The sequence below is a fragment of the Dehalococcoidia bacterium genome (assembly GCA_035310145.1).
GTDB lineage: Bacteria > Chloroflexota > Dehalococcoidia > CAUJGQ01 > CAUJGQ01 > CALFMN01.
Window position 1 is genome coordinate 13,391 of record DATGEL010000069.1, and the last position, 25,130, is coordinate 38,520.

26 protein-coding genes are annotated in these 25,130 nt (G+C 68.3%); 18 read left to right on the forward strand and 8 right to left on the reverse strand.

From position 1 onward, the window contains the following. Positions 1 to 128: 128 nt before the first annotated feature. Genes coxB through VKV26_13360 form a run of 7 tightly spaced genes read left to right on the forward strand, consistent with a single transcriptional unit; the run spans position 129 to position 6,451 of the window. Positions 129 to 1,142, forward strand: a complete 1,014-nt coding sequence (gene coxB / locus VKV26_13330) for a cytochrome c oxidase subunit II (protein HLZ70878.1) — start codon at positions 129 to 131, stop codon at positions 1,140 to 1,142. 3 nt (positions 1,143 to 1,145) lie between these two features. Next, on the forward strand, positions 1,146 to 2,798 hold the full coding sequence (ctaD, locus tag VKV26_13335) for a cytochrome c oxidase subunit I (protein ID HLZ70879.1): 1,653 nt from the start codon (positions 1,146 to 1,148) through the stop codon (positions 2,796 to 2,798). After that, positions 2,795 to 3,385 carry a heme-copper oxidase subunit III gene (locus VKV26_13340; protein ID HLZ70880.1) on the forward strand — a complete coding sequence of 197 codons (591 nt, stop codon included), beginning with the start codon at positions 2,795 to 2,797 and terminating at the stop codon, positions 3,383 to 3,385. Before ctaD ends, VKV26_13340 begins: the two co-directional genes overlap by 4 nt. Continuing rightward, positions 3,382 to 3,684 (forward strand): hypothetical protein, encoded by a 303-nt coding sequence (locus VKV26_13345; GenBank protein HLZ70881.1) that lies wholly within the window; start codon positions 3,382 to 3,384, stop codon positions 3,682 to 3,684. The genes VKV26_13340 and VKV26_13345 overlap by 4 nt, the downstream gene beginning before the upstream one ends. Then, complete coding sequence (locus VKV26_13350) at positions 3,681 to 4,391, forward strand: c-type cytochrome (protein HLZ70882.1); 711 nt, start codon at positions 3,681 to 3,683, stop codon at positions 4,389 to 4,391. Before VKV26_13345 ends, VKV26_13350 begins: the two co-directional genes overlap by 4 nt. 58 nt (positions 4,392 to 4,449) lie before the next feature. Next, positions 4,450 to 4,977, forward strand: coding sequence for a ubiquinol-cytochrome c reductase iron-sulfur subunit (locus tag VKV26_13355; protein ID HLZ70883.1), 528 nt, complete (start codon positions 4,450 to 4,452; stop codon positions 4,975 to 4,977). A gap of 37 nt (positions 4,978 to 5,014) precedes the next feature. Next, positions 5,015 to 6,451: a cytochrome b N-terminal domain-containing protein gene (locus VKV26_13360; protein ID HLZ70884.1), complete on the forward strand. Its 1,437-nt coding sequence runs from the start codon at positions 5,015 to 5,017 to the stop codon at positions 6,449 to 6,451. Between the two features lie 88 nt (positions 6,452 to 6,539). Here VKV26_13360 and VKV26_13365 read toward each other — a convergent pair whose 3' ends face one another. From VKV26_13365 to VKV26_13380, 4 genes are all read right to left on the reverse strand, one after another. Continuing rightward, positions 6,540 to 6,851 carry a hypothetical protein gene (locus VKV26_13365; GenBank protein HLZ70885.1) on the reverse strand — a complete coding sequence of 104 codons (312 nt, stop codon included), beginning with the start codon at positions 6,849 to 6,851 and terminating at the stop codon, positions 6,540 to 6,542. Between the two features lie 673 nt (positions 6,852 to 7,524). Beyond that, on the reverse strand, positions 7,525 to 8,229 hold the full coding sequence (locus VKV26_13370) for a lysophospholipid acyltransferase family protein (protein HLZ70886.1): 705 nt from the start codon (positions 8,227 to 8,229) through the stop codon (positions 7,525 to 7,527). After that, positions 8,208 to 10,988, reverse strand: a complete 2,781-nt coding sequence (secA, locus tag VKV26_13375; GenBank protein ID HLZ70887.1) for a preprotein translocase subunit SecA — start codon at positions 10,986 to 10,988, stop codon at positions 8,208 to 8,210. Before secA ends, VKV26_13370 begins: the two co-directional genes overlap by 22 nt. Before the next feature lie 291 nt (positions 10,989 to 11,279). Then, on the reverse strand, positions 11,280 to 12,239 hold the full coding sequence (locus VKV26_13380; GenBank protein ID HLZ70888.1) for a ribose-phosphate pyrophosphokinase: 960 nt from the start codon (positions 12,237 to 12,239) through the stop codon (positions 11,280 to 11,282). A gap of 285 nt (positions 12,240 to 12,524) precedes the next feature. On the opposite strand from VKV26_13380, the gene VKV26_13385 reads away from it, so the two are divergent. Then, positions 12,525 to 13,265, forward strand: a complete 741-nt coding sequence (locus tag VKV26_13385) for a hypothetical protein (GenBank protein ID HLZ70889.1) — start codon at positions 12,525 to 12,527, stop codon at positions 13,263 to 13,265. Between the two features lie 166 nt (positions 13,266 to 13,431). Further along, positions 13,432 to 13,911 (forward strand): MerR family transcriptional regulator, encoded by a 480-nt coding sequence (locus VKV26_13390; GenBank protein HLZ70890.1) that lies wholly within the window; start codon positions 13,432 to 13,434, stop codon positions 13,909 to 13,911. A gap of 101 nt (positions 13,912 to 14,012) precedes the next feature. Here VKV26_13390 and VKV26_13395 read toward each other — a convergent pair whose 3' ends face one another. Continuing rightward, complete coding sequence (locus VKV26_13395; protein ID HLZ70891.1) at positions 14,013 to 15,374, reverse strand: DUF2851 family protein; 1,362 nt, start codon at positions 15,372 to 15,374, stop codon at positions 14,013 to 14,015. Between the two features lie 52 nt (positions 15,375 to 15,426). Next, a complete protein-coding gene (locus VKV26_13400; protein ID HLZ70892.1) occupies positions 15,427 to 15,726 on the reverse strand; it encodes a helix-turn-helix domain-containing protein in 300 nt (99 codons plus the stop codon). Between the two features lie 248 nt (positions 15,727 to 15,974). Between VKV26_13400 and groES the strand changes: the two genes are divergently transcribed. From groES to VKV26_13435, 7 genes are all read left to right on the forward strand, one after another. Further along, positions 15,975 to 16,274, forward strand: coding sequence for a co-chaperone GroES (groES, locus tag VKV26_13405; protein HLZ70893.1), 300 nt, complete (start codon positions 15,975 to 15,977; stop codon positions 16,272 to 16,274). Positions 16,275 to 16,458: 184 nt separating this feature from the next. Then, positions 16,459 to 18,075, forward strand: coding sequence for a chaperonin GroEL (gene groL, locus VKV26_13410; GenBank protein HLZ70894.1), 1,617 nt, complete (start codon positions 16,459 to 16,461; stop codon positions 18,073 to 18,075). A 90-nt stretch (positions 18,076 to 18,165) separates the two neighbouring features. Beyond that, complete coding sequence (locus tag VKV26_13415; protein HLZ70895.1) at positions 18,166 to 18,768, forward strand: transposase; 603 nt, start codon at positions 18,166 to 18,168, stop codon at positions 18,766 to 18,768. 293 nt (positions 18,769 to 19,061) lie between these two features. Beyond that, entirely contained in the window at positions 19,062 to 20,189 is a 1,128-nt protein-coding gene (locus VKV26_13420; protein HLZ70896.1) for an acyl-CoA dehydrogenase, read from the forward strand. 156 nt (positions 20,190 to 20,345) lie between these two features. Further along, complete coding sequence (locus tag VKV26_13425) at positions 20,346 to 20,690, forward strand: HIT domain-containing protein (GenBank protein ID HLZ70897.1); 345 nt, start codon at positions 20,346 to 20,348, stop codon at positions 20,688 to 20,690. 147 nt (positions 20,691 to 20,837) lie between these two features. Beyond that, complete coding sequence (locus VKV26_13430) at positions 20,838 to 21,698, forward strand: hypothetical protein (protein HLZ70898.1); 861 nt, start codon at positions 20,838 to 20,840, stop codon at positions 21,696 to 21,698. A gap of 194 nt (positions 21,699 to 21,892) precedes the next feature. Then, on the forward strand, positions 21,893 to 22,762 hold the full coding sequence (locus VKV26_13435) for a hypothetical protein (GenBank protein ID HLZ70899.1): 870 nt from the start codon (positions 21,893 to 21,895) through the stop codon (positions 22,760 to 22,762). Positions 22,763 to 22,853: 91 nt separating this feature from the next. Here VKV26_13435 and VKV26_13440 read toward each other — a convergent pair whose 3' ends face one another. Together VKV26_13440 and htpX are read right to left on the reverse strand one after the other, a co-directional pair. After that, positions 22,854 to 23,420, reverse strand: coding sequence for a hypothetical protein (locus tag VKV26_13440; protein HLZ70900.1), 567 nt, complete (start codon positions 23,418 to 23,420; stop codon positions 22,854 to 22,856). A 109-nt stretch (positions 23,421 to 23,529) separates the two neighbouring features. Then, entirely contained in the window at positions 23,530 to 24,444 is a 915-nt protein-coding gene (htpX, locus tag VKV26_13445) for a zinc metalloprotease HtpX (protein ID HLZ70901.1), read from the reverse strand. 336 nt (positions 24,445 to 24,780) lie between these two features. Between htpX and VKV26_13450 the strand changes: the two genes are divergently transcribed. Both VKV26_13450 and VKV26_13455 read left to right on the forward strand, forming a co-directional pair. Continuing rightward, the gene (locus VKV26_13450) at positions 24,781 to 24,888 is read left to right on the forward strand and encodes a desulfoferrodoxin (GenBank protein HLZ70902.1); all 108 of its coding nucleotides are present in this window, start codon (positions 24,781 to 24,783) and stop codon (positions 24,886 to 24,888) included. A 56-nt stretch (positions 24,889 to 24,944) separates the two neighbouring features. Continuing rightward, positions 24,945 to 25,088, forward strand: coding sequence for a hypothetical protein (locus VKV26_13455; protein ID HLZ70903.1), 144 nt, complete (start codon positions 24,945 to 24,947; stop codon positions 25,086 to 25,088). Positions 25,089 to 25,130 lie beyond the last annotated feature (42 nt).

Below are 25,130 nucleotides of genomic sequence, written 5' to 3' on the forward strand. Positions count from 1 at the left end.
ATTGGGACAATGAGATCGACCCGAGGGTGAGGGCACACGGCCATCACCCGAATTAGGTATGAGCGGCTTAACTTCCCGGTCCATGCTACAATCCGGCGCGGCGCGGGCTGGCCGCGCGGGAGCCCCGCATGCGATATCGGCGGTGGGGAGTTCTCCTTTCCGGTTTGCTGTGTGGCGCGGCGGTGGTGGCGCTCGGCAGCGGGGCAGCGCAGGCCGACAGCCCTTCCGCCTTTGACCCGCACTCGCCCACGGCGCGCTCGATCACCACGCTGCTGTGGATCATGCTGGTGCTCGCGGCGATCGTCTTCGTGCTGATCGAGGGCGGGCTGCTCTATGCGACGTTCCATTTCCGCGCCCGCCGCGACGCCGCCGAGCCGCGCCAAATCGAAGGCAACCGCCGCATCGAGATCATCTGGTTCACGATTCCCGGAATCCTCGTGGTCGTGCTCTTCATCCTGGCCCTGCGCTCGATGAACACGATCGCCGCCACGCCGGCCGACGCCCTGCACATCGACGTGATCGGCCACGACTGGTGGTGGGAGTACCGCTATCCAGACGCGAAGGTAGAAACCGCGAACGAGCTGGTGGTGCCGGCGGGCCGGCCGGTGCAGCTCGACCTCTATTCGCAGGACGTGATCCATAGCTGGTGGGTGCCCGAGCTTGCCGGCAAGACCGACGTGATTCCCGGCAAGCACAACACGCTCTGGTTCAAGGCGGAGAAGGAGGGCACCTATCTTGGCCAGTGCGCCGAGTTCTGCGGCCTGCAGCACGCGGGCATGCGCCTGCGCGTGATCGCGCTGCCCGACGATCGGTTCAACCAGTGGCTTGCGGCGGAGGCGGCGCCGGCAACGGCTCCGGCCGCCGGCGACGCCCAGGCCGGCGCCGCGGTCTTCGCAGGCCGTACCTGCATCTCCTGTCACGCGGTGCGCGGCAGCAACGCCGCCGCGCAGGTGGGGCCGGACCTGACGCACTTCGGCGCGCGGCAGACGCTGGCCGCCGGCGTGCTCGACAACACGCCGGCCGATCTCGCCCGTTGGCTGGCGAACCCCCAGGCGGTGAAGCCCGGCAACCAGATGCCGAACCTGAAGCTCTCGGCGCAGGAGATCCAGCAGCTCGTGACCTATCTCGAAGGGTTGAAGTAGCCGATGGCGAGCGTCGCCGGAACCCAGCCCGGCGCCGTGCCGCGCCCCGCCAGCGAGCTGGCGCTGTGGCGCTGGGTGGCGACGGTCGATCACAAGCAGATCGGCATTCTCTACCTGGTCACGACCTTCGCCTTCTTCGCCATCGGCGGCGTCGAGGCGTTGCTGATGCGCATTCAGCTCGCCACCAGCGACAACCACTTCCTTTCGCCCAGCCAGTACAACGCGCTGATGACGATGCACGGCACGACGATGATCTTCCTCTTCGTGATGCCGGCGCTGATCGGTTTCGCCAACTACTTCGTGCCGCTGCTGATCGGGGCGCGAGATATGGCCTTTCCCCGGCTGAACGCGCTCAGCTTCTGGCTGCTCTTGTTCGGCGGGCTGCTGCTCAACTTCAGCCCCTTCGCCGGGGGATCGCCCGATGCGGGCTGGTTCGCCTACGCGCCGCTGACGGAGCGCGCCTACTCGCCCGGCTTCGCCGTCGATTACTGGTCGCTTGGCATCCTCGTCACCGGCGCGGGCACGATCGCCAGCGCCGTGAACCTGCTGGTGACGATCACGAACATGCGGGCGCCCGGCGTGAGCTGGGGACGGCTCTCGATGTTCGTCTGGATGATCCTGGTCACCGCCGTGCTGATCCTCGCCGCGTTCCCCAGCCTCACCGCCGCGGCGTTCATGCTCGAAGCGGACCGTCGCTTCGGCGCCCACTTCTTCGACACGAACGTCAACGGCGACGCGCTGCTCTGGCAGCACATGTTCTGGTTCTTCGGCCACCCCGAGGTCTATATCATGGCGCTGCCGGCCTTCGGCATCGTCTCCGAGGTGATCCCCGTCTTCTCGCGCAAGCCGCTGTTCGGCTACACGGTGATGGCGGCCTCCGGCGTGGCGATTGGCTTCCTTTCGATGACCGTCTGGGCGCACCACATGTTCGCCGTGGGCATGGGCACGGCGGCGAACGCCTTCTTCGGCGCCTCCAGCATGCTGATCGCGATTCCCACCGGCATCAAGATCTTCAACTGGCTGGCGACGATGTGGGGCGGCGCCCTGCGTTTGACGACGGCGATGCTGTTCTCGATCGGCTTCATCGCCATGTTCTTCATCGGCGGGCTCAGCGGCGTCAGCCTGGCGCTGGTGCCGGTGGACTGGCAGGTGACGGACAGCTATTACGTCGTGGCCCACTTCCATTACGTGCTCTTCGGCGGCACCATGCTCGGTGTCTTCTCCGGCATTTACTACTGGTTCCCCAAGGTCACCGGCCGGCTGCTGGACGAGCGCGTCGGCCAGTTCCATTTCTGGCTGACGCTGATCGGCTTCAACCTCACCTTCTTCCCCATGCACCTGCTCGGCCTGCTGGGCATGCCGCGCCGCATCTACACCTATCCGGCCGATCGCGGCTGGGACGGCTACAACCTGATCGCGACGATCGGCGCTTTCGTGCTGGCCGTGGCCGTGATCGTCTTCCTCTGGAACGTGTTGCAGAGCTGGCTGCGCGGCGCACCGGCCGGCGACAATCCCTGGGAGGCGTGGTCACTGGAGTGGGCGACCAGCTCGCCGCCGCCGCCGCACAACTTCGACCGCATTCCCATCGTGCACGGCCGCCGCCCGCTGCGCGACGGACCGGTCTTTGACGGGCTTGAGGCCGGAGGGACGCCGTGAGCGCCGCCCGCGCCGCGCCCGCCGCCCGCCCGTCGGGGCCCTCGAACGCCGCGCTCGGCACGCTGATCTTCATCTCGTCGGAGGCGACCTTCTTCCTTTTCCTGCTGATCGCCTACATCAGCTACCGCGACGCCAATGCCGGCCCCTCGGCGAAGTCGGCGCTCGACGTCGGCCGCACGGCGATCTTCTCGGCCTGCCTCTGGGCGAGCAGCGGCACGATCTGGCTCGCCGGCCGGCAGCTACGGCGGGGTGACGGGCGCGGCTTCCGCCTCCTGCTCGGCCTGACGATCCTGCTGGGGCTGATCTTCCTGCTGGGCCAGGCGTGGGAGTACCACACCCTGCTGGATGAGCACGTGACGCTGGCGCGGAACCTGTTCGGCTCGACGTTCTTTACGCTCACCGGCTTTCACGGCCTGCATGTGGCGATCGGCCTGCTGCTGCTCTGCACGCTGTTCGGCCTGAATGCGGCCGGCGTCATCGCCTCGCCGCACAACGGTGCGCTGCGCAGCATCGAGTACTACTGGCACTTTGTGGACGCCGTCTGGGTGTTCATCTTCGTCTTTGTTTACCTGTGGGCGCTGAGATGAGCCGCAGAGAGCAACGCCGCCCGCGACAGCAACCACCGCCGGCGCATGCCGAAGCGCCGGACAGGCGTCCGCCCGCGGCGGCTCAGCCCGCGCAGCCGTTCCATCTGCCACGGCCCACGGTCTGGCCGGCCGTGCTGGCCTCGGGCGTGACGCTGCTGGCCTGGGGCGTGATCACCAACGTCGCGGTGTCGATCGCGGGGCTGGCGCTGTTCGTGGTCGCGCTCTGGGGCTGGGGGCGGGAGATCGTGCACGAGTACCGCGAGCGCGGCGGCGGGCACGGCGATCGAGGTGGGCCGTGATCGGCCGGCGCGGGCGAGAACTGGCCGTGCTCGGCGCGCTGCTGATCTTCGGCGCCGCGCTGCTGGCCGCCTGCGGCTCGGAAGGATCGAGCTTGCTGCCGAGCCAGATCACGGATGGCGGCACGCTGTACGCGCAGAACTGCGCCGCCTGCCACGGGGAGCGCGGCCGCGGCGGTATCGCCGTCTCGCTGGACGATGCGTTGTATCAGCGGCTGACCTCGGACGAGACGCTGCGCCAGGTGATCGAGCGGGGCCGGCCAGGCAACCAGATGCCGGCCTACGGCAGCAACTTCGGCGGCACGCTGAGCGATCAACAGCTCGACGCGCTGGTGAGGGCGATCCGCGGCTTCGGCCCGCCGCAGGCCACGCCGCCCGCCGGCGCGCCGCGCCTTTCCGGGCAGAACCTGCCGGCGGGCGACGCGGCTCGCGGGCAGCAGGTCTACGCGGCGAGCTGCGCCCGCTGCCACGGCCAGCAGGGCGAAGGCGGCAGCGGCGGCGCGCTCAAGGCGCCGAACGCCCTGGCGCTGAGCAGCGACGCGCTCCTGCGGCGGGTGATCGTGACCGGCATCGCGCGGCGGGGCATGCCGGATTACGCAAACCTGGGCGGCGCCGCGCTAACCGATCAGCAGGTGAACGACCTGGTGGCCTTACTCGCCTCCTGGCGGGCCGGCGCACTGGCGACGCCGGCGCCGGGGGGCGCGCACTGAATGCGGGCGCTGGCGGAGCGCCCGCATCATGGCCGGCGGGATGACGGAGGGGCGAGCGATGACAGAGCAGGCCGGAGAGCCGAGGCCGCCGGGAGCCGCACGTGAAGCCGTCCTCTCCCGCCGCCGCCTGCTGACGCGGGTGGCCGTGGGCGGCGGCGGGCTGGTGGCGCTGGCGCTGGCCGTGCCCGTCGTCGGCTATCTGCTCGGGCCGTTGTTCGACTCCACGCCCGCGACCTGGGCCGATCTCGGCCCCGTCGACAGCTTCCGCCAGGGCGAAACGCGCGAGGCCGAGCTGTCCGATCCGTCGTCGCTGCCCTGGGCGGGCGAGACGGCCCGCACGGCCGTTTGGGTGCGCCGCGGCTCCGGCAACGACTTCACGGCCTTCCAGGTGAACTGCACCCACCTGGGCTGCCCGGTGAACTGGCTGCCCGAGGCGCAGCTCTTCCTCTGCCCCTGCCACGGCGGCGTCTACAACGGCGACGGCACGGTGGCCGGCGGGCCGCCGCCGCGCAGCCTCTTCACCTACGAGACACGGATTCGCGACGGGCGCCTACAGGCGCTGGTAAGCGGGCTGCAGACTGTATGACGGCCGGGCAGAGCCGAGGCCGTGACGGGACGCATACGTGAAGCTGCTGATCGGAGCGTGGCGCTGGCTGGACGAGCGGCTGGGCTTCTCCAGCACGATCATGCCGGTCGTGCGCCATCCCGTGCCGCGCAGCGTCAACTGGTGGTACGTCACCGGCAGCGCCACGTTGATGGCCTTCATCTTGCAGGTCGTCACCGGCGTGGCGCTGGCGACGAACTACGTGCCAGCGCCCAGCAACGCCTACGACAGCCTGCATTTCATCACCAGCCAGGCCGAGTTCGGCAACATCCTGCGCGGCATGCACTTCTTCGGCGCCAGCGCGATGGTCGTGCTGGTGCTGATCCACATGACGCAGGTCTTCATGACCGGCTCCTACAAATTCCCGCGCGAGTTGAACTGGCTGAGCGGCGTGCTGCTGCTGGCGCTGACCCTGGCGATGGCCTTCACCGGCCAACTGTTGCGCTGGGATCAGAACGCTTTCTGGTCGACCGTGGTCGGCGCGGAGCAGGCGGCGCGCACGCCGATCATCGGCGGCATCCTGACGAAGCTGCTGATCGCGGGCAAGACCGTGGGCGGCGCGACGCTGACACGGTTCTTCGCGATCCACGTCTTTCTGATTCCGGCGCTGATCTTCGGCATGATTGGCCTGCATCTGTATCTCGCGATCCGTCACGGCGTCTCCGAGTGGCCGCGGGCGGGGCGGCCCGTGCACAAGGCGACGTATTTGCAGGAATACGAGGAGGAACTGAAGCAGGGTGAGCCGTTCTTCCCGGACGCGGCCTGGAAGGACGCGGTCGTGATGCTGCTGGTCGTCGTCGCGATCATCGCGCTGGCGGCGATCTTCGGCCCGCCGCACCTGGGCAAGCCGGCCGATCCGACGATCGTGCAGGCGTATCCGCGGCCGGACTGGTACTTCGTCTGGTATTTCGCCGTGCTCGCGCTGAGCCCACCGTCGATCGAGAATCTGGTGATCCTTGGCTTTCCGCTGCTCGTCTTTCTCGGGCTGGCGCTGATTCCGCTGCTCTGGCCCACGGGCGAACGCAGCCTGCGCAGCCGGCCATGGGCGCCGGCCGTCGTCACCATTCCGGTGATTCTGGTCGTTGTGCTGAGCGTCGAGGGCTTCCGGGCACCATGGTCGCCGAACTTCGCGGCGCTGGGCGCAAGCCCCTTGCCGGCCGCGGTGCAGACGCAACTCGACCCGGCGCGGCAGAAAGGGGCGCAGGTCTTCCAGTTTCGCGGCTGCCGCGCCTGCCATGCGATCGCTGGTTCAGGCGGGCACAAAGGCCCGGACCTGGGCGCGGTTGGGGATCGATTGACACCGGCGCAGCTCACCACGCGCATCGCCGCGGGCGGAGGCGGCATGCCGGCCTACGCCGGCGTGCTCTCGCCCGCGGAGATGCAGGTTCTGGTTGATTTCCTGCAAGGACTGCGCTCGCCCAACCGGGAGCCGGCTGGCACACCGCTTGCGCCGTAGTGCCCGCGCTCACGAGGCGTTCTCTGCTGCCGCTCAGGGAAACAAGGTTACAGGCGCTCCTGGTTGGGGTTTCCGCTTCGAGAATCTGCTAGGCGCGCTTGCGGGCAGGCCGCTTCGCCGCTGGCGCGGGCTTCTCTTCCATCCAGGCGCGCACTTCGTCGCGGCCGCGCATCTTGCGTACGGAGGCGCTGACGCCCGCCCGCTTGAAGGCGCCGCGCAGCGAGAGCACGAACTTTTGCGGATTTTCGTCCAGCTCTTCGTAGACGACGGCCTCTTCAGGGTTATCCAGCAGATGGCGGGCGTAGCCGTCGAAGAGATCCATACGTTGCCGGCGCACACCGGGTGTCTTCGGCTTGCGGGTATTCTTCGCCTCTTCTTTGGGCATCAGCCGCGTTCGCACGTCAGCACTCCTATGGCAGAATCGCTCTTTCCGCTCATCGCTCCACGAAGTAAGCGTGATCGATTCTGTTGTACCGCATCTCCGCGCATACGGTAAACCAGTCGTCGGAGAATTGCGTGCGAATTTGCGGAGTTGCGCTGAGGATCGCGGTGGCAAAGGCAGCGCGTGCGGCGGCATCGGCCGGCCGCTGTGGGCGCGGGGTGAGCGGCATGCGTATAGTTGGCGCCGGCAAGAAGAAACCCACCGACGGTTGCCGGTGGGCTCAGTGTAGGCTGTGAAGTTATCGCGTTGTTCAGATGATCCCGGCTTACCTGGCGGGAGTACCGCCTGTATCTGCGCTACGCGGCCTATTCCGCCGCGAGGACCGTTCCTTAACGCGCTGGCAGCCAGGTCATCCTCCAGCGATTGCCCCCCTCGGGGCTGACCTGTCCACCATCCAGACTCCGTAGCGGGAGTGGAGACGTACTCGCATACGGTTCCTCCTACTGCCCTGTGGTAGCCGCCTGGTGGGGCGGCTGTACCACCACTATAGACGCTCCGCGGCGCACCGCAACCCGTTGCAGACGCGTGCAACCGCTGACAGGGGCGCAGAGAACGAGAGAAGGCGGCATATCGCCCGCGTACGCACGCACGCTCTTGCATTCATTCGTACGAACTTATGCGCGGCTTGCCCCTAAGCGCGGCCCGCCGCGAAAACGGCCGCCTCCAGCGCCTTCACCACCGCATCCGCGCTCGCTTCCGGCGGGAAATCGCAGGGGGCGCCGATGTGGACTGCCGCACGGCCGCGCCACGGCAGCCGCCGGCCTTCGCCCATGCCGCGCCGCAGTATCTCGACGCGCAGCGGCACGACCGGCACGGGCGCAGCCGTGGCCAGCACGCCGATGCCGTGGCGGAAGGGCTGCATCGGCCCGCCGACCGTCAGCCGGCCCTCGGGATAGAGCAGCACCGACCAGCCGCGTTCCAGCAGCCAGCGGCAGTACTCGATGCTGCGCGCAGTGCCGCCGCCCCGGGCCACGGGAAAGGCATTGCCCAGCAAGGCCGCCAGCATGCCCCGGCCGCGGCGCTTGAAGATCGTGTCGGCCGCGGCGGCGATCGCCAGCCGCCGGCGGCGCGCGGCCGGCAGCGCCGCCAGGATCAGGGCATTGTCGAGATGGCTGCAGTGATTGGCGACGATCACGCAGGCGCCGAGCCCTTCGAACTGCTCCGCGCCGCTCATGTCGATGCGGTAGAGCAGTCGCAGCGCCGGGAAGATGACGAGGCGCAGCAGGGCGCCGCGCAGACGGCAGACCGGCCACCACAGCGGCCAGCGCAGGTGGCGCGGCTGTTGCGGCGGTGGCAGGGCGGAAGCCGGCGGCGCTACGCCAGCTTCCCGTGGCACTTCTTGTACTTCATGCCGCTGCCGCAGTAGCAGGGCTCGTTGCGGCCGGGCATTTTCGTGGCAACCAGCGCCGGCGCGGGCTTGCCTGCGGCGCCGTTCCGTGCCCCGTTGCCGTTGCCGTTCGCCACGGGCGCCTCGCGGTTCTCGCGCAGGCGCGGCGCGGGGCGGGTGACGGACGGCGGCGGCGCCGCGGCCTCTTCGGCGGCGGGCAAAGCGCCGTTGGCGGCGCCCGCGGCGAGGGCCTGCTGCTCGGCGCTGGCCTGGGGCGGCGGCGGGCCCTGGCGGAGCGTGAGCTGCTGGTGGAAGATGTTGCGAGCAACCAAATTGCGGATATTGCCCTTCAGCTGATCGAACATGTCGTGGCCCTCCCGCTTGTACATCACGAGCGGGTCGTTCTGGCCGTAGGCCTGCAGGCCGATGCCCTCGCGCATCTCCTCCATCGCGGTCAGATGCTCCACCCAGAGCACGTCGATCGTCTGCAGCAGCACCTGCCGCTCCACGAAGCCGAAGGGATCGTCGCCGAAGGGCGCGATGCCTTTGGCCGGCTCGAACTCGGCGATCTTGCGATCGTAGGCCGCATGCGCGATCTCCTGCACGTGCTCGCGCATCTGCTCGGGCGTCATCTCCAGCAGCGTGTCTTCGCTGAGGCTCGCGGGCAGCGGCATGATCGCCGTGAGCTGCGCCAGCATGCTGGCCAGGTCCCACTCGTCCTGCGGCCGGCCCTCGACGTGGGCGCTGACCACGGCGGCAAGCTCCTCGTCCACCATTTGCCGCACGTTGGCGCGCATGTCGCCGCCTTCGAGGATCTTCTGGCGCTCCTCGTAGATCACTTTGCGGTGCATGTTCATCACGTCGTCGTACTCGACCACATGCTTGCGGATGTCGAAGTTGTAGCCCTCGACCTTCTGCTGCGCGGTGGAGATCGCCTTGGTCACCCAGGAGTGCTCGATCGGCGTCTGGTCGTCCATGCCGAGCTTGGTCATCATGCCCGGCAGCCACTCCGGCGCGAAGCGACGCATCACGTCGTCTTCGAAGGAGACATAGAAGCGCGAGCTGCCGGGGTCGCCCTGGCGACCGGCACGGCCGCGCAACTGGTTGTCGATGCGTCGCGACTCGTGGCGCTCGGTGCCGATAATGTGCAGACCGCCCAAACCCACGACCTGCTCGTGCTCGGCGGTCCACTCCTGCGGGTCGCGGTCCTCCGGCTCGCCGCCGAGGATGATGTCGGTGCCGCGGCCCGCCATGTTCGTCGCGATGGTCACCGCGCCCCGCCGGCCGGCCTGCGCCACGATCGCCGCCTCGCGCTCATGCTGCTTGGCGTTCAGCACTTCGAGCTTGACGCCGCGCCGGCTCAACAGCTCCGCCAGGTACTCGGACTTCTCGATCGAGACCGTGCCGACGAGCACCGGCTGTCCCACCGCGTGCCGCTCGATCACGTCTTCGACCACGGCGTTGAACTTGCCCTCTTCCGTGCGGTAAACGAGGTCGCCGGCGTCTTCGCGGACCATGGGCATATTCGTCGGGATCGCCACGACTTCGAGCTTGTAGATCTTGTCGAACTCTTCGGCCTCCGTCAGCGCCGTGCCGGTCATACCCGCAAGCTTCTCGTAGAGGCGGAAGTAGTTCTGCAGCGTGATCGTGGCGTAGGTCACGCTTTCGTTCTGAATCTTGACCCGTTCTTTTGCCTCGACCGCCTGATGCAGGCCGTCGGACCAGCGCCGGCCATACATCAAGCGCCCGGTGAAGTCATCAACGATGATGATCTCGCCGTCTTTAACCACGTAGTCGCGGTCGCGCTGGAAGATGATCTGCGCCTTCAGCGCCGCGTCGAGAAAGCGGGTGAGCTTGTAGTTTTCGGCGGAGTAGATATTGTCGATGCCGAGGCCGTGCTCGACCTTCTCGACGCCGGCATCGGTCAGCGTCACGACCTTCTGCTTCTCATCAACTTCATAATCTTCTTCGTGGCGCAGCGTGGGCACGATGCGGGCGAAGGCCTGGTAGATGCCGACGTTCTCTTCCGCCGGGCCGCTGATGATCAGCGGCGTGCGCGCTTCGTCGATCAGGATGCTGTCGACCTCGTCCACGATCGCGTAGTACAGCTCGCGCTGCACGCAGTCGTCGAGGCTGCGGGCCATGTTGTCACGCAGGTAGTCGAAGCCGAACTCGTGGTTGGTGCCGTAGAGCACGTCGGCCCGATACGCGTCGCGACGCTGGCAGGGCACGAGATACTCGGCGTTGGGCACGTCGGAGACCTTCTCCTGCGCCACGAGGAAGGCCGATTCGTGTTGCAGCACACCGACGCTGAGACCGAGCCGGGTGAAGATCTGGCCGGGGCCCATATACTGCGGGCCGCGCTTGGCCAGGTAGTCGTTGACGGTGACGAGGTGGGCGCCGCGGCCGGCCAGCGCGTTGAGGTAGAGCGGCAGCGAGGCGACGAGCGTCTTGCCCTCGCCCGTCTTCATCTCCGCGACCTTGCCCTGGTGCAGCACGATGCCGCCCACGAGCTGCACGTCGAAGTGACGGCGGCCGGTCCAGCGGCGTGAGGCCTCGCGCACCACGGCGAAGGCTTCAGGCAGCAGATCGTCGAGCGTTTCGCCTTCGTCGAGCCGGGCGCGGAACTCCTCGGTCTTGGCGCGCAGATCGTCGTCTGCAAGCGCCATCAGCTCCGGCTCAAGCTCGTTGATCTCGTCCACGATCGGCTGGAGCCGTTTCAGCTCCTTCTCGTTGGGATCGCCGATCAGTTTGTTCAACCACTTCATGGGGTCCATCCTGGGTGCGCGGCTGGCGACGTAGGCAGCCGGCAAGCCGCGAGAACGATACAGCGCTGCGCCGAACCGCCGGCGTGGGGCACAGCAAAGCGGGCGCCATGCCGCGCGTCACAATAAGGATACACCAGCGCCTGCGGTTACGGGCGCGGCCCCCATCCCCCGGCCCCTTCCCCCAATTCTAGGGGAAGGGGAGATCTCAGTTCGGATGATTGAGGCTGAAGGCGCGGCTGAGCAGCTCCCCTCTCCATGGCATGGAGAGGGGCCGGGGGTGAGGCCACGCGCTCAGGGCGCCAGGGGCACCGGCTTGAACAGGTCGCCGACGGACTGGCCGGTGTGGATGTTGTGGATCGCGCGGGCCAGCAGCGGCGCCAGCGACAGCACCTTGATCTTCTCGCGTTGCTTCTCCTCGGGCAGCGGCAGCGTGTCCGTGATCACCAGCTCCTGCAAGGGGCTGGCCTGAATGCGCTCCACCGCGTTGCCGGAGAGCACGCCGTGTGTGACGCCGGCGTAGATCGCGCGGGCGCCGCGCTCGTGCAGGGCGCAGACCGCCTGGAGCAGGGTGCCGCCGGTGAGCACTTCGTCGTCGATGATGATCGCGGTCCGGTCCTTGACCTCGCCGATCACGGTCATGATCTCGGCGTTCTCGTCGTTGCTCACCCGGCGCTTCTCCATCACGGCCAGCGGTGCGTCGAGCCGCGCCGCGACGTTGCGCGCCCGCTTGGAGGCGCCGAGGTCGCTGGCGACGACCACCGGATCGGGCAGGTGTAGCCGCTCGTAGTAATCCACCAGCGTGTACAAGCCGGTCAGCTCGTCCACCGGCACATTGAAGAAGCCCTGAATCTGGCCGGCGTGCAAATCGACCGTGAGCAGGCGGTCGGCGCCGGCCACTTCGAGGAAGTTGGCGATCAGCCGCGCCGTGATCGGCACGCGCGGCTGGTCCTTCTTGTCGCTACGGCCGTAGGCGTAGTAGGGCATCACCACGGTAATGCGGCCGGCCGACGCCCGCTTGAAGGCGTCGATCATAATGAACAGCTCCAGCAGGTGGTCGCTGACCGGCGCGGCCGCGGGTTGGACCACGACGACGTCGCGCTCACGCACGTTCTCCTGGATCTGCACGAAGATGTTGTCGTTGCTGAACTTGTAGACGGCGACGCGGCCCAGCGGCCGGCCCAGGTGGTCGCAGATCGCTCGCGCCAGCGCCTCATGAGCGTTGCCCGAGAAGATACTGAGCTCCTGGTACACCGCGTCCCCCTTCGCGTGGCTCGCGGGCGGCGCCGGCACGCGGCCACAACCGCTCGCACTTTCCGGCGCATTTCAGTGTCACCCATGCCCCGATTAGGGGCTAGAGGTCGGCGGGTGCTTCGCCCGCGGCCGTGCCGTGCGATCGCCACCGCGCCGCCGTTCGTTGACGCATTTCAACGGCCGTCCGTACCATCGATCGCAGAGAGCGCGACGCGCCCGGCCACCGGGCCGCAGGCAGATCGTCGCGGGATTCTTCACCGGTTTTGGGCAAAGGACTCGGTCATCATGAGCAAACTTTCAGAGGCTATCAAACGCACCACGCGGGCCGAAGCGCCGCAGATCGGCTTCGCGCCCGCTCAAACCAAGCCCCGCGCCACGATGTTGCTGGCGGCGCTGATCGGCCCGAACGCGGCCGCGCCCGAAGCGGCCGATGTGCTGCTCATCCAGGGCGCGGCCAAGGCGCCCGCGGCGAACGGCGCAAAGCAGGAGCCCGTGCGCGGCGCCTGGCTGGACGGCGCCGCCGACGCCGTGCAGGCGCGTGAGGGCGGCTTTGATTTCATCGTCTTCAACGGCGACGAGGCGCCCGCCGCCGTGCTGCTTGAAGAGGACGCCGGCCTGGTGATGCAGGCGCCGGACGAGCTGCCCGACAGCCTCTTGCAGGCGTTGCAGTGGCTGCCGATCGACGCGCTGCTGGTGCGCTGGAAAGGCGCGCTCACCGTGCGCCGCCAACTCGAGCTGCAGCGCGTCTCCGGCTTCTCGCGCAAACCGCTCTTCCTCTTCCTCGCCAACGAGCCGGCCGGGCGCGAGCTGGAGGCGCTGCGCGAGGCCGGCGTGGTCGGCATCGTCGTCGACCTCGGCGAAAGCGGCGGGGAGAAGCGTCTCGCCGCCCTGCGCGCCGCGATCGACGGGCTGCGCCCGCGGCCGAAACGCTCGCGCAACGACTCCGGGCTGCTTTCCGTCAACAGTTCGATGCTGACGATGGCCGAGCCGGTACAAGAAGATGACGACGACGATGACGACGAGTGAAGGTGATCGCGCGGGACCGCTGTGCCGCGCCGCCGGTGCGGATGGCCGAGGCCCGCGCACACCTCACCCCGCCGCCCACCTTGACGTGCGCGGAAGGGCCGACTAGTCTGGCCGCACCCGACGCGGCGGCGGGGGTTTCCGCGTACACCCCCTTCGAGGACGGCGTGTGACTGCTACCCGTGAAGACGCCTACCTGCAGATCGGCGAGGTGGCCGAGCGCCTCGGCGTGACGCACCGTACGCTGCGCTTCTACGAGGAGAAGGGCCTGCTGAAGCCGCCCACGCGCATGGAGGGCGGCTTCCGGCTCTACTCCGAGGACGACGTGCGCCGCGTGGAGCGGATCAAGCAACTGCAGCGGCTGCTCAATGTCTCGCTGGCCGAGATCAAGGAGATGGTCGAGGCCGAGGAGCTGAAAAGCCAGATCCGCGCCGAATACCGTCGCGACGCGGACGTGGCCGAGCGCCGTGAGAAGCTGCGTCGCGCCCTCGCCGAGACGGAGAAGCAGTACGCGTTGATCTGCCAGAAGGTCGAGCAGCTGCGCGCGATGCAAGACGAGTACGCGCAGAAGATCGCCAAGTACCACGGCTGGCTGGCGCAGCTCGGCGAAACCGAGCCGGCGAGCAGCGATACGCAGCGGCCCTCGTAACCTGCGCAATCGCGATCCGCGACATCGCTCCCGAGGGCAGGCGTCGCAGCACAGGCTCAGGACGCCCTCCGTCTCCGGGCCGATGCTGTGTTCCCTGTTCCCTATGAAAGCGGGCAGCGGCCGCAGCCGCCCTGTGTGCACCAGTCGCGGGTGAGCGCAAGGGCGCCCTGCGTCGCCGCGGCGCCGCGAAGCAGCGATCGACCGTTCGCCGTGCGAAGCGCCGCCGTGAGCGGCCGCGTCGCGCCGTAGCTTGCCGACGCCGGCAACGCTTCATAGGCGGCGAAAACCGCGGCGGCCAGGTCGGCGTCGGCGCCGTGCGCAGCCAGCAGCCAGGGCAGCACCGCGTTCACCGCCAACTCGATGGCGCGGTCGCGGCCGATGCTGCCGCCCACCTGCAAGGCGGCGAGCAGCGCCTTCGGCCCAGCGGCGAGCAGCGCCGGCCATTCCGGCATGGTGGCGTCCAGCGGCGGACCCGATCGCAGCGACAGCGCCGCCAGGCCGAGCAGCCGCTCGCGCGGGGAGCAGCCGGGACGCTCGCCGCCGGCAAAGACCAAATCTGGGACAGCCGGCGCACCGGCCGCCTGCCAGGCTGCCCACCGGCGAGCAGCGGCGCCGTCTCCGTGATCCGGCCAGAGCGAGAGCTGCGGCTCGAGCAAGCCGGCGGTGCCGAGCAGCAGCCCTTCGACGGCGCACTGTGGATCGCCGGCGCGTGCGGCGACCGCGCGCAGCTCTGCCAGTGGCAGGGCGCGGGCGAGTTGCTCGAACGCCGCGGTGTTGCGCGTCAACCCCAGCGCCCGCGCCAGCGCCACGTAGAGCGCCTCCTCGGCGCCGAGGGCATGGATCCAGGCGCCAAGCGGGGCGGCATGCTCGCGCAGCCGCCGCCGACCGGCTTCACGCAGCACGCCACGCACATGATCGGCGCCAAGGCGCGCCTGCGCCGAATGGCAGGGCTCGCGGTACGGCTCGGGCGACGCCAGCGCCAGCCGGATCTCGCCGGCGCGGCGCTGCACCCACCGGCCGAGCGCAACCGTCGGCACCACGCGGCCGTCCAGCAGCGTTACCGGGCCGCCGTCGTCCTCGAATACCACATGCAGCGCCAGCCGCAGGTACGCCCGGTCCTCGTGATGCCCGTGCCGGCGAAAATCCGACGAGCGCACATGCAGCTCGACGTCTCCCCGGAAAGAAAGCCCGTCCGTACTCTCCCCCTCTTCATGTCCATGGAGAGGGGGCCGGGGGGTGAGGCGAATCACCGCGTCGCGGAAGTCCGGCCCTGGCCCCAGGCCGCGCCGGCCGCGGTAGATGACCTCGACCTCGGCGCCGTCGGCCGTCACCAGCGCCTCCGGCGCCAGCCGCTGCTCCTGCCACAGCCGTGACAGCTCGCGCTCGCGCAGGGCGCCGCGGCGGCGCGCAGCCGGCCTTCGCGGCTCGGCAAGCACGCTGGAGTTCGTCGGCGTCGCGGTCATCTTCCCATCCTGGCCGCGTGGCGATGCAGATGCGCGGTTCCGGGCCAGCGGGTCACGGCGGTTCCTCGCCGGGTTGTGCTCGCGCGGCGTCGGCTTCCTCCTCGCCTGCCGGCTCGCTGGCAGCGACGTAGGCGAAGCCGGCCCGCTCGGCGACAATGCCCAACAGGCGGCGCGCGGCGCCGCGCGGCCGGTACATCCCCGTCTCCCACTCGGAGACCGTCTGCTGGCGCACGCCCAGCTCGTCCGCCAGCCCGCGCTGCGTCAGGCGAAGATGGCGGCGCAAGGCGCGCAGGTCGTCCGCCGCCCAATCGTAATGGCCGCCGGCGCGGTATGGCTGCCGCCGTTCCGCCATACCGTGAACTCTACACGGAACCGTGTACCGCGTCCAGCGATACGGCCGGCCGCGGCGGGCCGCGGCGCCGTCGGCCCATCGCGCGCGGGGGCCGCGGGCATTTCTCGGCAAACGGCTCGCCGGGGCTTGCCTCTCCCGCGCGCGTTGCGTAGGATTTGCCTGTTAGCACTCTGCCAGTGCGAGTGCTAAGCTGTGCAGCGGCATCAACAGAAGCGACACACAACACATGAGGCAGGAGGGTCTCGCTCGTGGCATCCAAGATTGTTCCCCTGGCAGACCGGCTCGTCGTCAAGAACATTCAGGCCGAAGAGACGCTGGCCAGCGGCCTGGTGATCCCGGACACGGCCAAAGAGAAGCCGCAGCAGGGCGAGGTGATCGCCGTCGGTCCCGGCCGCCTGGACGACGACGGCAAGCGTGTGCCGATGGACGTGGTGGTGGGCGACCGCATTCTCTACGCCAAGTACTCCGGCAACGACATCAAGCTCGACCAGGAAGAGCTGCTCGTCCTCTCCGAGAAGGATGTCCTCGCCAAGATCGTGACTGCCTGATCCTGCCCGGCAGCACCGCCCGCGACTCGCAAAGACGCCGCTCCGCCGGCGTCTTTGTCCGCAAAGCCACCGGTGGCGGCGCCGTCGTCTTCCAACCCGCGGCCGCGCGAGCCGATCGCCGATGGCCGTCCGTTTTGAAGTGTTTTGATATGGCCGCGAACCGGCCAGCTTCGGAGAAGCAGTCATGGCCAAGCAATTACTGTTCGACGAGGACGCGCGCCGCGCCCTGAAGAACGGCGTCGACGCCCTCGCCGACGCCGTCAAGATCACGCTCGGCCCGCGCGGCCGTAACGTGGTGCTCGACAAGAAGTTCGGCGCGCCGACGATCACCAACGACGGTGTGACGATCGCCAAGGAGATCGATCTCCAGAACCCCTTCGAAAACATGGGCGCCCAGCTCGCCAAGGAAGTGGCCACCAAGACCAACGATATCGCCGGCGACGGCACCACCACGGCCACCGTGCTCGCCCAGGCGATTGTGCGCGAGGGGCTGCGCAACGTGGCGGCCGGCGCCAACCCGATGATCCTGCGCCGTGGCATCGACCAGGGCGTGCGCGCCGTGGTCGGCGCCATCCGCGACCAGGCGCGGCCCGTCACCGGCAAGGAGCAGATCGCCCAGGTCGCCGGCATCTCGGCCGCCGACCCGGAGATCGGCAATCTGATCGCCGAGGTAATGGAGAAGGTCGGCAAGGATGGCGTGATCACCGTCGAGGAGTCGCGCGGCCTCAAGTACGAGACCGAGTACGTGGAGGGCCTGCAGCTCGACCGCGGCTACGTCTCGCCCTACTTCGTCACCGACACCACGCGCATGGAAGCGGTGATCGACGATCCGTACATCCTGATCACCGACAAGAAGCTGTCGTCGGTGCAGGACGTCCTCGGGCCGCTGGAGAAGATCCTGCAGGTTTCGAAGGACATCGTGATCATCGCCGACGACTGCGACGGCGAGGCGCTGGCCACGCTGGTGGTCAACAAGCTGCGCGGCACGGTCAACATCCTGATCGCCAAGGCGCCCGGCTTCGGCGACCGGCGCAAGGCGATGCTCGAAGACATCGCCATCCTCACCGGCGGCACCTTCATCACCGAGGAGATCGGCCGCAAGCTCGACCAGGTGCAGGTCGAGGATTTCGGCCGCGCCCGCCGCGTCGTGGCGAGCAAAGACGACACGACGATCATTGAAGGCCACGGCTCCGACGAAGCGATCCAGGACCGCATCAAGCAGATCAAGGCGCAGGTGGACGACACCGCCTCCGAGTTCGACCGCGAGAAGCTGCAGGAGCGGCTGGCGAAGCTGGCCGGCGGCGTGGCGGTGATCAAGGTCGGCGCCGCGACCGAGGTCGAGCTGAAGGAGAAGAAGGCGCGCGTCGAGGACGCGCTCTCGGCCACGCGGGCGGCCGTCGAAGAGGGAACCGTGCCCGGCGGCGGCGTGGCCTACATCCGCGCCGAGTCCGCGCTGGACAAGGTCGAGAGCGAGCTGAAGGGCGATGAGAAGATCGGCGCGGCGCTGCTGCGCAAGGCGCTCGACGAGCCGCTGCGGCTGATCGCGAACAACAGCGGCAAAGAGGGCAACGTCGTCGTCAGCAACGTGCGCAAGAACGGCAGCGGCGCCTACGGCTACGACGCGCTGGCCGACACCTACGGCGACCTGTACGAGCGAGGGATCATCGACCCGGCCAAGGTCACGCGCTCGGCGCTGGAGAACGCGGCCTCGATCGCCAGCCTCGTGCTGACGACCGAGTCGCTGGTGACGGACATCCCCGAGCCGCCGGCGCCGGCCGCGCCCCCGCCGCCGGACTACTAAGCCCGGCTGGCCTCACCTCCTGCCCCCTCTCCAGTCTCTGGAGAGGGGGTTTTCCTCGGCAGAAGTTGAGATCAGCGGGACGAAGGTGGGATGGCAGAGCGCGCCTCGCGTCACTCGATTCGCCTCGTGGGCTACGACTATGCACGCGCTGGTGCGTACTTCGTTACGCTCTGCACACAGGGCCGTCTGCCGCTGTTCGGTGATGTATTCGATGGCACGATGCATTCGAGTTCGGCCGGCGAGGCCGTCGTTGGGTGCTGGCAGTGGTTGGGTGAGCAGTATCCGTACGTGTCGCCGGATGCGTTCGTGGTGATGCCGGACCATCGGCACGGCATCCTCGTGATTGCCAACCGCACTGCGATGTACGAGCCTTGCGCAGTTGGTCGCGGCGGTGCCGCGCTGGGCGGTTCACAAACCGCCCCTACCGAACGATTGGTGAATAACCAGGAACGGAAGCCGCTCGGACGATTGATTGGATCGTTCAAGACAGTTTCGACGAAGCGGGTGAACGACCTGCGTGGCGAGCCAGGCGCACAGCTCTGGCAGCGCAACTACTACGGGCACATCATTCGATCCGAACGGACGCTGAACCGTATCCGCCAGCACATCATCGAAAATCCTGCACGCTGGCACGGCGATCCCGACGGCCGCGAGGCGTTCCGCGAGGTCGGTATCAAGCCAACACTGCGGTAGGGGTCGTTCGTGAACGACCCGTTGCGGCGCAGCCGCAAGTACCAATGCGCCGGGAACGGTGACACATCAGCGGATTCAGGGTCCCACAGTGGCTGTCGTACTGGGTGAGGAAGTCGAGATCCTCGCGCCCGCGAGCGCGGAGGGCGGTTCACGAAGCGCCCCTACCGGGTGGTGGTGATCGTTGCAGGGCTAGCGCCTAAGCGGCCGCCCGTTGTAGCATCCGCTTCGGCCAGGACTGAGCCCCGTCGCGGGCGGCCTGGACCGGCGTTTGCTTGACGAAAGGACGATGCGCCGTGGACCTCGGTCTCTCCGAAGAACAGGAAATGCTTAAGAACTTCGCCCGCGACTTCCTGGAGAAGGAAGTGCCGGAGAAGTATGTGCGCGACATGGAGGAGGACGAGAAGGGCTATGGTCCCGAAGTCTGGTCCAAGATGGCCGAGCAGGGCTGGCAGGGCCTGATCATCCCCGAGGAGAACGGCGGCACCGGCCTCGGCTTCCTCGACCTGATCGTGCTGCTCGAAGAGTTCGGCCGCGCGCTGGTGCCCGGGCCGTTCATCCCCACCACGCTGGCCGCCATCGCTTTGCTTGAGGGTGGCAGCGCCGAGCAGAAGAAGCAGTACCTGCCGCGCATCGCCTCCGGTGAGGCGATCGGCACGCTCGCCATCACCGAGCCGTCGGCCCGCTGGGACGCCGAGGGCATCCAGCTCAAGGCCGAAAAAGGCGCCGGCGGCTACACGCTGAACGGCACCAAGCTCTTCATCCCCGATGCGCACGTGGCCGACCTGCTGGTGGTGGCCGCCCGCACCGGCGGCAAGGGCGAGGACGGCGTCTCGCTGTTCGTCGTCGACGCCAAGAGTCCCGGCATCTCCACCGAGGTGCTGAAGACGATCGCCAGCGACAAGCAGTGCGAGGTCAAGTTCGAGAACGTGCAGGTGCCCGCCGCCAACCTGCTCGGCGCCGAGGGCAAGGGCTGGGAGACGCTGCAGAAGATCGTGCTCAAGGCGACGGTGATGGAGTGCGCCTACCTCGTCGGCCTGGCGCAGATGGATTTCGAGATCAGCGTCAACTACGCCAAGGAGCGCGTGCAGTTCGGCCGGCCGATCGGCTCCTTCCAGGCGATCCAGCACAAGTGCGCCGACATGGTGACCGATGTGGACGGCGCCCGCTTCATCATGTACCGCGCCGCCTGGAGCGTGGCCGAGGGCGAGCCCGACGCGGCGCTCAACGTACACATGGCGAAGGCGTGGTGCAGCGAGGCGACGCGGCGTGTCGTCGCCCACGGCCAGCAGATCCACGGCGGCATCGGCTTCACCAAGGACTACAAGATCCAGCTCTTCTTCCGCCGCCAGAAGCGCAGCGAGCTGATGTGGGGCGACGCCGACTTCCACCGCGAGAAGGTCGCCGACGCGCTGGCCCTGTAGGTTACAGGTGACTGGTTACCGGTGACAGTGGGAGGGGCCGCTCGCACGGATGCGAGCGGCCCGCCGTTTGTCCCCGCTGCGGGCAGCGGCAATGCGCGCCCGCACTCGCTTCCTGTACCCTGTCACCGGTAACCTGTAATCTCAAGCGGAGCGGCCATGCCCGACGACTGCCTCTTCTGCCGCATGGCCAGCGGCGCGCTGGACGTGCCGAAGGTCTACGAGGACGAGCGGCTCTTTGTGATCCGCGACATCAACCCGCGGGCGCCGATCCACGACCTGGTCATTCCGCGGAAGCACATCCCCACCGCCGAGGACGTGAGCGCTGAGGACGGCCCGCTGCTTGCATACATGCTGCAAACGGCGACACGCGTGGCCGAGATCGAGCACGTCGCCGAGCGCGGCTACCGGCTCGCCTTCAACGTGCGCGGCGATTCGGGCATGACGATCTGGCATCTGCACCTGCACCTCGTCGGCGGCCGCAAACTCGGCCCGGAGGGCTGATCGCGCGCCTGGCAAGCTCAGCCGTGCGGGTTTTCACCGAATTTTCCCGGCATTACGTCGCGCAGCCGTTGACCGCGTACCAGCGACGGCGGGTACGCTGATACAACATGTCCCGCGACATACCAGCACTGCACGAAGGGAGAGCCGATGCTCCGCTCGAAGCCCCTGGTCTTTGCCGCGCTGGCGATGACGCTGGCGCTCGCCGGCTGCGGCAGCAGCAGTAAAAACAACAACAGCAAGAACGAGAAGGGCCTGTTCACCCAGACCGCGGCCACGCAGGCCGCGCCCGTCGCCGCGACGACGGTGGCCGCGCCGAGCGCCGCCAGCGCCACGAGGGCCCCGGCCGCGGCGACCGCGGCCGGCGGCGCAACCTCGCCCACCAAAGCGGCAACGGTCGCCGGCGTCGTGACACCACCGTCGGCAGCCGCGGGCAGCGACGTCTGCGGCACCAGCGTTTCCGGCTCCCCCGGCCAGACGGACGCGAACCTGCAGTCGCAGCTCGCCAAGGTCGCGCTCACCGACAAGGATCTGCCGTCGGGGTACACGAGCCTCTCGGGACTGGTGGGAAACACTGCGAACGACCTGAGCTTCGGCAATCAGACCGCCTCGTATTCTGACCTTTTCGTCAAGGGGAATCTCACGAGCCTGGGCTCCGCGAATCCGTTCGCGGGCGGCGTCGTGATCGAATCGCTCAACGGCTTTAAGGACAGCGCCGCGGCCGGCGCAACGCTGAAGGACCTGCGCTTGCAGGCGCTGAGACAAGACTGCTCGCCCGATACCAAAGTCGAGCAGGTTTCGGGCGCGCCGAAGCTCGGCGACGAGACGCTGGCCTACAAGATCAGCAGCACCGACAGCCAGCAGCCGTATTCCGGCTACCTGATCGTCTGGCGTCGCGGCAAGGTCGATGCCGTCGTCGGGCAGATCAGCAACCCCGGCCCCAAGAACATAGACGAGACCGCGGCGCTGGCGCAGAAGCTCGACGCGAAGATGAAGGCCGCGGGCCTGTAGGCCGGAGCCGGGCGGGATCGCGCTCATCGCCGGCGCCGGCTGCAGGCAACGGCGCGAACCGAGGCTGCCCCGGCGTGCGCCGCGCGACATGCGCGGCTGGATGGAAATATCTCGCAGTCGATCCGTATCCTGTGTGCGCACGAGCCGTGCCGGGCGTTGGGCCGGCGTGAACGGTTCGCCCGAAAGGACAGATAATGCTCGACCTTTCCCGGACGCAGAAGCTGGCCGTGCCGCTGGCCGCGCTGGCGCTGCTGGCGGCCTGCTCCAGCAGCAACAACAAGAACAAGGCGAACAACGCCGCCGCCAACGCGCCCGTGGCCACGACCGTCGCTGCCGCGGCCAGCGCCACCACCGCGGCAACGACCGCCGCGGCGAGTGCTACCGCGGCGCGCACGGCTACGGCCGCGCCGACGGTTGCCGCTGCCGGCAGCAGCACGCCGGCCGGCAGCTCGGTGACCAACGGCCGCAGCCCCACGCCGGCCGCCGAAGCACTGGCCGGCAGTTGCAGCGGACCCGCCGCCGGGGGCGCCGCGGCCGCGGCCGGCACGCCGGCAGCCGGAGCCTCCGCCGACGAGAAGCTGCTGCGCGACGCCGCGCTCACGCTGGCCGAGCTGCCGAAGGGATATGCGGTCGACACCGCGGAGTCTTCTCCGCCCTCTGACCCCGACATGACGGCCAACTTTGAAACGACCTTCACCTGCATCGGCCAGGGCGGCACGGGCCTCAACATTCAGGCCGTTGTCGATGGCCTCTTCGCCTTCAAGGACGCCGCAACCACCGCGGCCGGCTTCAAAGAGCTGCCCGCGCAGATCACGCAGTCGGCGGGGGAGGATTTCCAACTGAAGCCGGTGCCCAACGCCCCGAAGATCGGCGATGAGGCGATCGCCTACCAGGTCAGCGGCTCGACCCAGGGCATCACCCTGGGCGGCTATGCGGTGATCTGGCGGCACGGCCGGTTCGGCGCCTCCGTCATCCAGGTCGGGGCGCCCGCAAGCGGCACGATCGACGACGTGGCCGCGCTGGCGCAGAAGCAGGACGCCAAGCTGCAGAGTAACGCCCGCTGAGCGCGGTACCTGCCAATGACAAACGAGCGCGGCCGCCCGCAAGCGGCCGCGCTCGACGTTTCTGATGTTCACGCCGGACCGGCGTGTCCGCTCAGAACGGAATGCCCCAGATCGCGTACCAGTGGTCCGTCGCCTTCTCGATCGGCAGCTCCTTCGCCATCACGGCGGACAGGCGCAGCTCTTCGCCGTTGTCGCGCTCGTGGTTGCCCTGCGGCACCATCGGGTAGAAGGCGCCGCGCTTGTAGTTGTAGATCCAGTACACCGGGTGCGAGGCCGTGTCGAAGCGGAAGACGGCGGCGAGCAACTGGTCGCCGAAGCCGTTGTCGGTCAGCGTGATACTGACCATGTGCTGGGCGGCGACGAGCTGCTCAAAGCTGTCGTGCTGGAGGATGATCCAGCGGAAGCCGTAGCTGTCGGTCTCCGTGCTGAAGCGCAGGTTGTCGTCCTTGCCGCTCTGGTCGAGGATGCCCTGCACTTCCTGCTCGGCCTGCTCGAAATAGGACGACTCCACCGGCTTGAAGACGATGCCCGCCCGTTTCGCCGGCGTTTGCTGCAGGCTGGTGCTGAGCGTCACCTCCGCCGTGGTCATGGCGAACAGCGCCTCGCTCTTCGACTTCACGGGCTTTGTGCGCCCGAACAGCACTTCCAGCAGTCCCACCGCGTGCCCGCCTTCAAGCGAAAAACCGCCGGCCCCTCCCCGCCGCGCAAGCCTGGCGGGAAGGGGCCGTCTGGTCAAACCCGATACCCTGCGCTCGATCGCTCATACGCTACCGCGCCCCGTACAGCTCGCGCTGGATCTTCTGCAACTGCGCGATGCGCCGCTCCAGCGACGGGTGCGTGGAGAACAGCTCGCCGAACGAAGCGCCGCCCGTCAGCGCCGGCACGATGAAGAAGGCGTTCAGCGTCTGCTTCGAGCGCAGGTCGTCGTTGGGGATGCGCGCCATGCCGGTGCTGATCTTCATCAGCGCCGACTCAAGGTGCGCCGGGGCGCCGGTGATGATCGCCGAGCCGCGGTCCGCCGCCAGCTCGCGGTAGCGCGAGAGGGCGCGGATCAGGAAGAAGCTGATCACCCAGACGAGGATCGACGCGAAGTAGACGAGCATGAAGGCGCTGGCGCCGTTGTCGCGGTCGCGCCCGCGCCGGCCGCCGCCCGCCAGCCCCAGCCAGAAGCCCCACTGCATGATGAACGAGGCCACGGTGGCGAAGAAGCTGGCAAAGGTGATCACGGCCACGTCACGGTTCTTGACGTGCGTCAGCTCGTGACCGAGCACGGCCTCCATCTCTTCGGTGTTGAGCCGGCGCAGAATGCCCGTAGTGCAGCAGACGACCGCGTGCTTCGGGTTGCGGCCGGTGGCGAAGGCGTTGGGCATATCCGTGTCGGCGATCGCCACGCGCGGCTTGGGCAGGTCCATCTGCTGCGCCAGCCGCTCGACCATGCCGTGCAGCTCCGGCGCCTGCGCGGGCGTGACCTCATGCCCGCCCATCGAGAGCAACGCCAGCTTATCTGAAAGAAAATACTGAACCAGCAGGCCGCCGCCGGCCAGGACCAGGATCAGCACCCAGGGCACGTGCGCCGCGAAGAGCACGCCCATGAAGAACAAATAGACCGCGGCCAGAAGAAAGCCCACGATCACCATGCGGGTGATCAAGCCCCCGTCGGGACCGGGCATCCGACGTCGCATGACGCCACCTCACTCTTGCGGGCGCCGGGGGCGCCCGCGACACGCGCAGGCGTGTCCCTCGACATGTCACACTCCCCGCTCGACGCATCCCAAACGCCGCCGCGCACCGGCGCGACGGCGACCGCGAATGCGGCGGGGCCACCTCTATTGTACCCCCGCGCGGCCGTTTCCGCGCAGCGCGCCTGCCGCCTGCGAGCGCTGCATGCGCCTCGCGTTGACTCATTTCCTTCGCACGCGCTAGACTCTGGCCGGGCAGGTTAGCCGCCCGTTAACGGGTGCAACACCGCCTGCAGGCAAGCAGGAAGACAGAGGCGGAGCGAGCGCGTGGCGAATCAGGTGGGCAAACGGTATCAGTGCACGAAGTGTAACACGGAGATGATTGTGACCAAGGCCGGCGCCGGCGCGCTCGGATGCTGCGGTCAGCCGATGCAGCTCAAGCAGTAGGTTCGTGGCTGCTGGTACAGACGGGTACGAACGATCACAGCGCGGGGGCGAGAGCGATGGCGAACCAGCTTGGCAAGCGGTTCCAGTGTGAGAACTGCGGCACGGAAGTGCTCTGCATCAAGCCCGGCGACGGCGAGGTGCAGTGCTGCGACAAGGCGATGACCCTGCTGCAACCGAAGGTGCTCCCTTCGGCCGACTGAGCAGGCGCAGCGGACAGGCGCAGCAGGCCGCGGGACGAAGTC